General features: G+C 38.5%; 4 protein-coding genes. All 4 read right to left on the bottom strand.

The features are described from left to right. Positions 1 to 249 precede the first annotated feature (249 nt). The 4 genes from GNY06_RS13150 to dinB all read right to left on the bottom strand — a co-directional run bounded on the left by GNY06_RS13150 (position 250) and on the right by dinB (position 10,830). Positions 250 to 549 (bottom strand): DUF3467 domain-containing protein, encoded by a 300-nt coding sequence (locus GNY06_RS13150; RefSeq protein WP_166520508.1) that lies wholly within the window; start codon positions 547 to 549, stop codon positions 250 to 252. A 73-nt stretch (positions 550 to 622) separates the two neighbouring features. After that, complete coding sequence (gene rpoC / locus GNY06_RS13145) at positions 623 to 4,885, bottom strand: DNA-directed RNA polymerase subunit beta' (protein WP_166520507.1); 4,263 nt, start codon at positions 4,883 to 4,885, stop codon at positions 623 to 625. Positions 4,886 to 5,012: 127 nt separating this feature from the next. Then, positions 5,013 to 8,843, bottom strand: a complete 3,831-nt coding sequence (rpoB, locus tag GNY06_RS13140) for a DNA-directed RNA polymerase subunit beta (RefSeq protein ID WP_166520506.1) — start codon at positions 8,841 to 8,843, stop codon at positions 5,013 to 5,015. A gap of 892 nt (positions 8,844 to 9,735) precedes the next feature. After that, positions 9,736 to 10,830: a DNA polymerase IV gene (dinB, locus tag GNY06_RS13135; protein ID WP_166520505.1), complete on the bottom strand. Its 1,095-nt coding sequence runs from the start codon at positions 10,828 to 10,830 to the stop codon at positions 9,736 to 9,738. Positions 10,831 to 11,116 lie beyond the last annotated feature (286 nt).

Here is an 11,116-nt window from a genome sequence, read left to right as displayed (position 1 = left end):
TTTTTAGCAAGAATGAGAAGAAAGTCCAAATGCTATTCTAAAAAAATAGAAATGCTCAGATGAGCGATACTTCTTTTAATGCACCATCGTAATAAAACACTATCTATATTTGATTAGCAATGCCAAAATTTTTACCAAATATAAATAAAATGAAGGATAAAAATGTATAAAATACACTGTTTTAATAATTATAAAAAATCCCCATTCTTTTAGAATGGGGATTTTTTTATATTAAAGTTTTTACTTTAATTAAGCTTGAGGGGTATTTTGCCCTAGGACAAACGGTTCCACTTCTTTAATTTCTCCAAATTGCTGCTCGTAAGAAACTATATTCTGTTGAAGCGCATTCAGAATACGCTTAGCATGCAAAGGAGCCAAGATAACCCTGGATCTAACTTTAGCTTGTTGTACTCCCGGCATTAACTGAATAAAATCCAAGATAAATTCAGATGGAGAATGATTCACTAATCCAAGATTAGCATAGACACCAGCAGCTACAGTTTCATTCAGCTCGATATTAATGTTTCCATCCTGATTTTGATTGTCCATATCGTTTGTTAAATTTAAAGTTTCAGGTTGCTAATATAAATCTTTTTATACTGCAAACCTGAAACTTTTTGTGTTAGTTAATATCTTCAAATTCTTTAGTTGACCCTACAATGACGCTCTGGTACTGCTTTAGACCGGTACCAGCAGGTATTCTATGACCTACAATAACATTTTCTTTAAGACCGTTAAGATCATCTACTTTCCCCGATACGGCAGCTTCGTTTAGAACTTTTGTCGTTTCCTGGAAAGAGGCTGCAGACATAAAGGATTTGGTCTGAAGAGCAGCTCTGGTAATACCTTGTAATACAGGCTTAGCCGTTGCAGGTAAGGCCTCTCTCACTTCTACTAAAGCTAAATCCTCACGTTTCAACTTCGAATTTTCATCTCTTAGCTCTCTTGCCGTAATAATCTGCCCCGCTTTAAATTCCTTAGAATCTCCAGGGTTGATCACCACTTTAAGACCAAACACTCTTTCATTCTCTTCAATAAAGTCGTTTTTGTGCTCTAGGCTTCCCTCTAAGAACTGAGTATCTCCTCCCTCTACAATTTCTACCTTAGTCATCATCTGTCTTACAATGATTTCGAAGTGTTTATCATCAATTTTCACCCCTTGTAAACGGTAAACATCTTGAATTTCATTAACCAAATATTCCTGTACCGCAGTTGGTCCTTTGATGCTTAAGATATCATCCGGGGTCACCGATCCATCGGAAAGCGGTGAACCTGCTCGTACGAAGTCATTTTCCTGCACCAAAATCTGGTTAGAAAGTTTCACCAAGTACTTTTTAATTTCACCCGTTTTCGCCTCTACGATCAGTTCTCGGTTACCTCTTTTAATTTTACCATAAGACACTACTCCATCAATTTCGGTTACTACCGCAGGATTAGAAGGGTTTCTCGCTTCAAATAATTCAGTAACTCTTGGAAGACCTCCAGTAATATCCCCTGCTTTGGCAGATTTTCTCGGAATTTTAATTAAGACTTTACCCGCCCTAATCTTCTCTCCGTCGTTTACCATCAAGTGAGCACCTACCGGAAGGTTATAAGACTTCTGTTCTACTCCTTTAGCATCTACCACCCTAAGGGTTGGTACCGCTTTTTTATTTCTAGAATCTGAGATTACTTTCTCTTCAAAGCCGGTTTGTTCATCAATCTCCAATTGGAATGATACCCCCTGAATGATATCTTCATATTCGACCTTACCTGAAGTTTCGGCGATAATTACCGCATTATAAGGATCCCATTTACAGATAAGATCTCCTTTGTTCACTTTATCTCCAGGCTTAACAGCGAGTTCTGCTCCATATGGAATGTTGGCATTCATAATCACCGTCCTGCTCTCATTATCCATCACCAAACGGAATTCAGTAGAACGAGAAACTACAATATCTGCAGTTTTTCCTTCTTCGTCTTCGCTTTTAATGGTTCTCACTTCATCCATTTCAACGATACCATCTCGTTTTGCTACTATAGATGGATTTTCGGAAATATTTCCAGCCGTACCCCCTTGGTGGAAAGTTCTCAAGGTCAGCTGGGTACCAGGCTCTCCAATGGATTGTGCAGCGATAACACCTACTGCTTCTCCCATATGGATCATTTTACCCGTGGCCAGGTTTCTACCATAACACTTCGCACAGATTCCTCTCTTGGTCTCACAAGTAAGAGGTGAACGGGCTTCTATAGATTCTATGCCTGCGGCTTCAATCTTCTTCGCTAATTTTTCATCAATCAGCTGATCCGCTTTTACCAATAACTCATCGGTTTCCGGATCGTAAATATTATGAAGAGAAACTCTACCCAAAACTCTTTCGGAGATTTTCTCAATCACCTCATCATTTTTCTTCAGTGGTGTAATTTCTACACCTCTTAGGGTACCACAGTCGTCTTCTGTAACAATAACATCTTGAGCTACATCTACCAAACGACGGGTCAAATACCCCGCATCTGCAGTTTTAAGAGCCGTATCCGCCAGACCTTTACGCGCACCGTGGGTAGAGATAAAATATTCTAAGATGGAGAGACCTTCTTTAAAGTTAGCAACAATTGGGTTTTCGATAATCTCGGCCCCAACAGAACCTGCTTTTTGCGGTTTCGCCATCAAACCTCTCATACCTGATAACTGACGTATCTGCTCCTTGGAACCCCTCGCTCCAGAATCAAGCATCATAAATACAGAATTAAATCCTCCTTGATCGGATTTCATTCGATCCATAATCATTTCGGTAAGTTTAGCATTGGTATTCGTCCAAACATCAATTACCTGATTATAACGCTCTGTATCGGTGATAAGCCCCATATTATAGTTGCCCTTAATTTCATCTACACTCTCCACTGCATTTCCAATCATGGTTTTCTTTTCAGCAGGCACCACAATATCTCCTAAACTAAACGAAAGACCTCCTTTAAAGGCATTGCTGTACCCTAGATTTTTCATGTCATCCAAGAACTTCACTGTAGTTGGGAAGTCGGTTTCATCCAAAATCCTACCAATAACGTTTCGCAAGGATTTCTTAGTCAACAGCTCATCGATATAGCCTACTTGCTGTGGTACGATCTGGTTGAATAAGATTCGTCCCACTGTAGTAGAGATGAGTTTGGTCACCAGTTCACCATTTTCTTTAACTGGCAAACGACATCTTACTTTAGCATTTAAGGATACTTGTCCTTCTGCATAGGCAATTTCCACTTCTTCTGGAGAATAAAAGGCTAAACCTTCTCCCTTCACTTTATAAGTATCGGTTGAATGTGCCTCTTTGGTCATGAAATAAAGCCCGAGTACCATGTCCTGAGAAGGTACTGTAATTGGAGATCCATTCGCAGGGTTGAGAATGTTCTGAGACCCCAGCATGAGGAGTTGGGCTTCCAAGATAGCCTCGGGACCTAACGGCAAATGCACCGCCATCTGGTCTCCATCAAAGTCAGCATTAAATGCGGTGGTTACCAACGGGTGAAGCTGAATAGCTTTACCTTCGATCATTTTTGGCTGAAAGGCTTGAATCCCTAAACGGTGAAGCGTAGGTGCCCTGTTCAGAAGCACAGGGTGTCCCTTCATCACGTTTTCTAAGATATCATATACTACGGGTTCTTTACGATCAATAATTCTCTTGGCAGATTTTACCGTTTTCACAATACCTCTTTCGATCAATTTCCTGATGATAAACGGTTTGTAAAGCTCGGCAGCCATATCTTTTGGCAAACCACACTCATGTAGTTGTAGGCTTGGCCCTACTACAATTACAGAACGAGCTGAGTAGTCTACCCTTTTTCCTAATAAGTTCTGACGGAAACGTCCCTGCTTACCTTTTAATGAATCGGAAAGCGATTTCAGTGGACGATTCGATTCAGACTTCACCGCAGAAGATTTTCTAGTGTTGTCGAATAGAGAATCTACCGCTTCCTGTAGCATACGCTTCTCATTTCTCAAAATAACTTCCGGCGCCTTAATTTCCAAAAGTCGCTTTAAGCGATTATTTCTAATGATTACCCTTCTGTAAAGGTCATTTAAATCGGAAGTAGCAAAACGACCACCATCCAATGGAACCAAAGGTCTCAACTCAGGTGGAATCACTGGAAGTACACGCATTACCATCCACTCAGGAAGGTTAATCATTCGGGTATTAGCCCCTCTCAAAGCCTCTACTACAGATAGCCTTTTTAAAGCTTCTGTTCTCCTCTGTTTTGAGGATTCGTTATGCGCTCTGTGTCTGAGGTCATAGGAAAGTGCATCTAAATCTATTCTTCTCAACATTTCCTCAATAGCTTCAGCCCCCATTTTCGCAACGAATTTATTAGGGTCTGAATCATCTAAATACTGATTATCTTGCGGAAGTGTATCTAATACATCTAAATATTCTTCTTCTGTTAGAAACTCCATTTCGTCAAAGTCGGAGCCATCTGCTTTTCGGGCTATCCCCTGCTGAATTACGACATATCTTTCGTAGTAGATAATCATATCCAACTTCTTCGAAGGCAAACCTAAAAGATAGCCTATTTTATTAGGCAAAGAACGAAAATACCAAATATGTGCTACAGGCACTACTAAGCTGATATGTCCTATACGTTCTCTTCTGACTTTTTTCTCGGTAACTTCTACACCACAACGGTCGCAGACAATACCTTTATAACGAATTCGTTTATATTTACCACAAGCACATTCATAATCCTTAACAGGACCGAATATTTTTTCGCAGAACAAACCATCTCTTTCAGGTTTGTGTGTACGATAGTTAATCGTTTCAGGTTTTAGAACTTCTCCTCTTGATTCTTGAAGAATAGATTCTGGAGAGGCTAAACCTATCGTGATTTTACTAAATCTACTTGTTTTATTTTTTGACATTGTTTTTTTGATTTAAAGATTAAAAGATTGAAAGACTAAAAATGAAAATTCTCTTACTTTCACTTTCAATAACAAAATTTTCTGAGTTAAATAAATTTTTAAATTCTTGAATAATTCAATCTTTAGGTTATTCTTCCAATCTTACATCTAAGCCGAGACCTTGTAGCTCGTGAAGCAATACATTGAAAGATTCAGGAATACCTGGTTCTGGCATAGCCTCCCCTTTCGCTATGGCTTCATAGGTTTTCGCTCTACCGATAACGTCATCCGACTTCACTGTTAATATCTCTCGTAGAATATTAGAGGCTCCAAAGGCTTCTAATGCCCAAACCTCCATCTCTCCGAAACGCTGTCCACCGAACTGTGCTTTACCTCCTAACGGCTGCTGTGTGATCAATGAATACGGACCGATAGAACGTGCATGCATCTTATCATCTACCATGTGACCTAACTTCAACATATAGATTACCCCTACGGTTGCCGGTTGGGTAAACCTTTCTCCTGTACCACCATCGTATAGATAAGTGTTTCCATAAGCAGGAAGCCCAGCTTTTTCAGTATATTCGGTAATCTGCTCTAGTTTTGCTCCATCAAAGATAGGCGTGGCAAACTTGAGTCCTAATTTTTTACCTGCCCAGCCTAAAACTGTTTCGTAAATCTGACCGATGTTCATACGGGAAGGTACCCCCAATGGGTTCAGAACAATGTCTACAGCGGTACCGTCTTCTAAGAATGGCATATCTTCTTCGCGCACGATTCTGGATACAATACCTTTGTTACCGTGACGCCCTGCCATTTTATCCCCTACATTGAGTTTACGCTTCTTAGCAATATAAACTTTTGCTAACTTCATAATACCTGCCGGTAGTTCATCTCCTATAGAAATGGCAAATTTTTCACGGTTTTTAATCCCCTGAAGATCGTTGTACTTAATCTTATAATTGTGGATTAATTGCTTAATTAATTCATTTTTATCAGCATCTACCGTCCAATCAGAACCGCTTACATTAACGTAATCCTCAACACTGGAAAGTAATTTCTGAGTAAACTTCACGCCTTTACCGATTAACTCTTCATCGAGGTCATTTTTAACCCCTTGGGATGTTTTCCCATTAACCAGTACATTGAGTTTCTCCAACAATGTATTTCTGAGCTCCTCAAACTTTACTCTGTATCGATTTTCAATCTCTTCTAGTTTGAGTTTTTCTTCAGTTCTTCTCTTCTTATCTTTAATATTTCTAGAGAAAAGTTTCTTGTTGATAACTACCCCTCTTAATGACGAATCTGCCTTTAATGACGCATCTTTTACATCTCCAGCTTTATCCCCGAAGATGGCACGTAAAAGTTTTTCTTCTGGAGTAGGATCAGATTCTCCTTTAGGCGTAATCTTACCAATAAGAATGTCTCCCGGCTTCACCTCTGCACCAATACGGATCATTCCGTTTTCATCGAGATCTTTTGTAGCCTCTTCGGAAACGTTAGGAATATCTGATGTTAATTCCTCCATCCCTAATTTGGTGTCGCGGACTTCAAGAGAATATTCGTCTACATGGATAGAAGTAAACCAATCTTCACGTACTACTTTTTCGTTAATTACAATCGCATCCTCGAAGTTATATCCCTTCCAAGGCATAAAAGCTACCACTAGGTTTCTTCCCAGTGCCAACTCTCCTTTTTCAGTAGCATAACCTTCACATAATACCTGTCCTTTTTCTACAGTATCTCCTACTCTTACAATAGGTTTCAAAGTAATGGTGGTACTCTGGTTGGTTTTTCTAAATTTCGTTAATCTATAGGTAGTAGTCGCCGATTCAAAGTTCACTAAATCTTCGTCTTCACTTCTTTCGTACTTAATAACGATTTTTTCAGCATCTACATATTCTACAACACCAGCCCCTTTGGCGTTCATCAGAATTCTGGAGTCTGTCGCTACTTGTTTTTCTAAACCTGTACCTACGATAGGGGCTTGCGGTCTCAATAACGGTACAGCCTGACGCATCATGTTAGATCCCATCAATGCACGGTTAGCATCATCGTGTTCTAGGAAAGGAATCAAAGAAGCGGAGATACCCGAAATCTGGTTCGGTGCTACATCAATAAGGTCTACTTGACTTGGATCTACCACCGGATAATCACCATCTAAACGAGCAATAATTCTATCCGTTTTAAACTCACCAGTATCACTTAGCTCCACATTGGCCTGTGCAATGATTTTATCTTCCTCATCTTCCGCATTTAAGTAAATAGGGGCTGCTGCTAAATCTACTTTGCCCTCTTCTACTTTTCTATAAGGTGTCTCAATAAAGCCCAGATCGTTAATCTTAGCATAAATCCCTAAAGAAGATATCAATCCGATGTTAGGTCCTTCCGGTGTTTCTATCGGGCAAATTCTTCCATAATGGGTATGGTGTACATCTCGAACCTCAAAACCTGCTCTTTCTCTGGATAAACCTCCTGGCCCTAGTGCAGATAATCTTCTCTTATGTGTAATTTCAGATAATGGATTGGTTTGATCCATGAACTGAGATAGCTGGTTGGTTCCAAAAAATGAATTGATAACTGAAGTTAAGGTCTTTGCGTTTACCAAATCAATCGGTGTAAAGATTTCATTATCTCTAACGTTCATCCTTTCCTTGATGGTTCTTGCAATTCTGGAAAGACCCACTCCGAATTGCCCTGCTAATTGCTCCCCAACCGTCTTAATTCTTCTATTAGAAAGGTGATCGATGTCGTCTACTTCTGCTTTAGAGTTTACCAACTCTATCAAATGCCGAACAATCGCAATAATATCTTCCTTGGTGAGAACCTCCGTATCAATAGGGATGTTTAAGCCTAGCTTTTTATTCAATCTGTAACGCCCTACTTCTCCAAGAGAGTAACGTTGTTCAGAGAAAAATAATTTTTCAATAATCCCCCTTGCAGTCTCTTCATCTGGTGGATCTGCATTACGCAATTGTCTATAAATATATTCTACCGCTTCTTTTTCGGAATTGGTCGGGTCTTTTTGTAAGGTATTCTGGATAATAGAAAACTCATTCCCATTTTCTTTGTGAATTAAAATAGTCTTTACCCCAGACTCCAGAATCAGATTCAAGTGCTCTTTTTCGAGAACGGTCTCTCTGTCTAAAATAATTTCGTTTCTTTCTATTGATACCACCTCTCCAGTATCTTCATCTACAAAATCTTCAAACCAAGTGTTCAATACTCTGGCCGCTAATGTCCGTCCTTCTACTTTTTTAAGCGCCGCTTTAGAGACCTTTATCTCCTCTGCGAGATCGAAAATCTGTAGAATATCCTTATCAGATTCATATCCTATCGCTCTTAGTAAAGTCGTTAAAGGTAATTTTTTCTTACGGTCTATATAAGCGTACATGACGCTATTAATATCGGTTGTAAATTCCATCCACGATCCCTTAAAAGGAATAATTCTGGAATAATACAACTTGGTACCATTGGCATGATAAGTCTGTCCGAAGAAAACCCCCGGAGAACGGTGCAGCTGGGTTACAATCACACGCTCTGCTCCATTGATGATAAAAGATCCGCTTGGTGTCATATAAGGCACGGGACCTAAATACACATCTTGTACTACCGTCTGGAAATCTTCATGCTCCGGGTCGGTACAATACAATTTAAGTCTCGCCTTAAGAGGCACGCTATAGGTTAAACCTCTTTCTACACATTCGTTAATAGAATAACGAGGTGCATCTACCAAATAATCCAAAAACTCCAATACAAATTGGTTTCTGGAATCCGTAATTGGAAAGTTTTCCTGGAAGGTTTTGTAAAGGGTTTCATTAACTCTGTCTTCCGGAAGTGTATCAAGTTGAAAGAACTCCCTAAAAGACTGGATTTGGATATCCAGAAAATCAGGCGTTGCAACTTTTCCTTTTGATGAGGAAAAATTAATCCTTTGATCTTCCCGAGTTTTTGGCGTTAGAAACTGTGTTTTGCTCATAAAACGTTTTAGAAAAGGGTTAAAAAATATTTTGATTTATAAAAAATATCAGAAACGAAAAAAGTATAACCTGAAAAATAAAAAAATCTTGAATTTGGGCTTATCAAAAGACATTGTACTTTTCCCTGCTATATTGCTCATTTCTAACTGCAACGCTGATATATCTTTTCACAACGTAATGCAAAATATTTTTTTGTTTTGGAAAAACTTAAAATACTATAAACACAGAAATCCCTTACGCACATAGCGCAAGAGTAACTTTAATTTCTCTGATCTATAAAAAATAAAATAAGCCCAAAACGATATGCAAATATACAACTTTTTTATAATGCATTATAAAAAATAAAGTTACACAGTATTTTTTTCCTAAACCATGATTTAAATCACGTTTTGTAAATCCTATTCACTCTGATAAAAATCCGGTTCCTGCTGAAAATTTATAAAAGGCACTTAATATGAGAAAATACCCTAAAACGCTAAATTTGAAGCTCACATTTTAGAATAAATACCCCGTTCCGTATTATAGAATAGAAGCAAACACCATGTTCAGGGAAACGAAAGCTAGCTTTTAAGCACTTAACCTCTATATTTTATTACACTACTTTCTAATCTTCATCTTCTATATTTTACACTCTAATAAAATGCTTGAGCTTTTACAAACAAAGGGTATCCTCCTACTCGGCATGCTGCAAACGGATATAAAACCCAATATATGATAAGTAAACGCTAAATTTCACACCCGCATGTACGAAAATCACTGTGAGGAAAGCCCCCCACTCTTTATTCAAAACTGATAAATCTTAATTAATTGAACAGCCAAGTTAGGTATATATACCTTCTAAATACCCTAGAAAAATCATTGCAAACCAAGAGAAAAAGATTCGCTTAAGGACTACTGTTGATAAAAATCTGGAAAAGGAATTTTTAGCTGCATTTCCATTTTTTTTTCTTGAATATTCAGGTGGGAAAGTGAAAGTCCCAAAAGTCTGATGGGTTTATCAAAAGGTCGGCTGTGCCACAAATGTCTGGACAGTTGTGAAATGCGAGCGCTAGTGTCTAAATAATAAGACTCCGTCTTACTGCGCGTATGTAATGTAAAGTCTTGATACTTTATTTTTAAGGTAAGCGTTCTGCCTTTAACGTCCGTTTTTTGTAACCTCCGGCAAAGCTCCTCAGTAAGTTCATCTAACTTTATATAAACCTGACTCTCCTCATCCAAATCTTGCCCAAAAGTTTCCTCCACGGCTACACTTTTTGCAATGCGATGGCTTTTCACCTCTGAGCGGTGTATTCCCCTTACCACATGATAATAGTGGTCGCCTACTTTTCCAAATAAGCTGGTGAGTTCCTCCAGGCTTTTCTGTTTTAAATCACCTCCTTTATAAATGTTAAGGCTTTTCATTTTATTGGCGGTGACTTTACCTATCCCATAAAATTTTTCTATAGGCAAGTTTTCCAAAAAGGAAATTACCTGCTGCGGATGTATGGTCTTCTGCCCATTCGGCTTATTGATATCCGAAGCAATTTTTGCTAAAAACTTATTTATGGATATTCCAGCGGAGGCCGTAAGTCCTGTTTTCTGAAATATCTTTTCTCGAATTTCCATAGCGATTTGGTTAGCAGATTCTATTCCTTTTTTATTCTCGGTCACATCTAAATAAGCTTCATCCAATGACAAAGGCTCCACCAGATCAGTATACTGAAAAAAAATCTCTCGAATCTCAGAAGAAATTTCCTTATATCGGGAAAACCTAGGTTTAATAAAAATTAAATTAGGACATTTTTGCTGAGCAGTCTTACTAGGCATAGCGGAGCGAACCCCATATTCCCGGGCCTCATAGCTAGCAGCTGCCACCACCCCCCGATGCTCTCCGCCTACCGCAATAGGTTTACCCTGAAGCTGGGGATTATCACGCTGCTCTACAGAAGCATAAAATGCATCCATATCTACGTGTATAATCTTACGAAGAGGAAAAGAAAACCCCATATAACAAAGATAAAAATTAAGAGATTACCACCAAGGCTAAAAAACGTATACTTATCCTCCCTCTATATAGGATTCAATATTTTAATATTTTGATTATTCACTAACGGGAATAGGCTATCGGTGCTAATAAAGGTCTTGTTATAATAAATAATCCTAAACTTAGATCCTGTTTAAATTTTATTGATTAATAATTTTATAGCAGATAATTTGGTCATATTTTCGGAGGATTCATGTAAGAGTTGATAATTCCTGCAAAGCCTTCTATCATTATCAAACCATGAAAAGG

The sequence above is a fragment of the Elizabethkingia argenteiflava genome (assembly GCF_009904105.1).
Taxonomy (GTDB): domain Bacteria; phylum Bacteroidota; class Bacteroidia; order Flavobacteriales; family Weeksellaceae; genus Elizabethkingia; species Elizabethkingia argenteiflava.
Note: the sequence above shows the minus strand (reverse complement) of the source record. Positions and strands in the feature narration are given on the sequence as shown.

Bases quoted from the DNA above. Each gene is read 5' to 3' on its own strand.
- rpoB (WP_166520506.1), bottom strand. From the start codon at position 8,843: ATGAGCAAAACACAGTTTCTAACGCCAAAAACTCGGGAAGATCAAAGG.
- GNY06_RS13150 (WP_166520508.1), bottom strand. From the start codon at position 549: ATGGACAATCAAAATCAGGATGGAAACATTAATATCGAGCTGAATGAA.
- dinB (WP_166520505.1), bottom strand. From the start codon at position 10,830: ATGGGGTTTTCTTTTCCTCTTCGTAAGATTATACACGTAGATATGGAT.
- rpoC (WP_166520507.1), bottom strand. From the start codon at position 4,885: ATGTCAAAAAATAAAACAAGTAGATTTAGTAAAATCACGATAGGTTTA.